The organism is Paracoccus nototheniae, assembly GCF_004335005.1.
Lineage (GTDB): Bacteria > Pseudomonadota > Alphaproteobacteria > Rhodobacterales > Rhodobacteraceae > Paracoccus > Paracoccus nototheniae.
Genome location: NZ_RQRT01000175.1, coordinates 1 through 770 on the forward strand (window position 1 = coordinate 1; position 770 = coordinate 770).

Sequence of the window (770 nt, forward strand, 5' to 3'; positions counted from 1 at the left end):
GCCCAAAGCGGCCGGTCGAGGGCACAGCGCGACTGTGGGGCAGTGTCCTCAGACCAGCCGTTTGCTCAGCGCAGCAAGGTCAATCGGGCAGGATCCGGTTTGTGCCGGGCAAAGCCCCGGGGCCTCGATCTTTCAGCAGATGGGCTTTCAGTCCATGGGGGTAGAGTTGCGGCCCATCGGGCGCATCCAGTGTGTCGAGTGCGAACCACGCTGCAAAGCACGTGGTGCCATCGCCTTCGGGAAACTCGATACGCGTCGCATCCGCGAAGATATCGGCATCAAACACCACATCGAAGATTGCCAGAATCTCATGCCCGGCGGTGCCGTCATGGGAATAGATATTCTCCATGAAAAACGGGATGCCGGTGGTCTCCACCGTGATCCCCAGTTCCTCGCGAAACTCGCGAAGAACCGCCGCCTCTGCCGTCTCGCCAAACTCGACCGAGCCGCCGAGAGGGCGCACACCCTTTACGCGTCCGGCGTCATCCAGAACCTCGGCCGCCAGAAGGCGGTCGCCACGCCAATGGAGGCCGAGAGCTTTCAGGCGAATTCTGGGTGCAGGGCGCCAAGATGTCATGCGTGGGAATTACAGAGCAGCGTCACATGCGACAAGCGGCTCTTCCCGGCGATCTGACCGCGCGCGGGCTTGGCAGTTCCTCCTTTGGCCCGCCAGCGGCGCAGGCGGACCCGAGCAGCCGGTCGGGCTTTGTCGGTTGCCGCAGTGTCGCGTTCCGGAATCGGCCTTTGGGGCGTGCAGCAACGAGTGCCGC

The 770-nt window shown here is 63.6% G+C and carries 1 protein-coding gene; it reads right to left on the reverse strand.

Going from position 1 to position 770, the window contains the following annotated elements; translation table 11 throughout:
* Positions 1-79 precede the first annotated feature (79 nt).
* The gene (locus EG885_RS22350) at positions 80-463 is read right to left on the reverse strand and encodes an NUDIX hydrolase (protein ID WP_242679806.1); all 384 of its coding nucleotides are present in this window, start codon (positions 461-463) and stop codon (positions 80-82) included.
* Positions 464-770 lie beyond the last annotated feature (307 nt).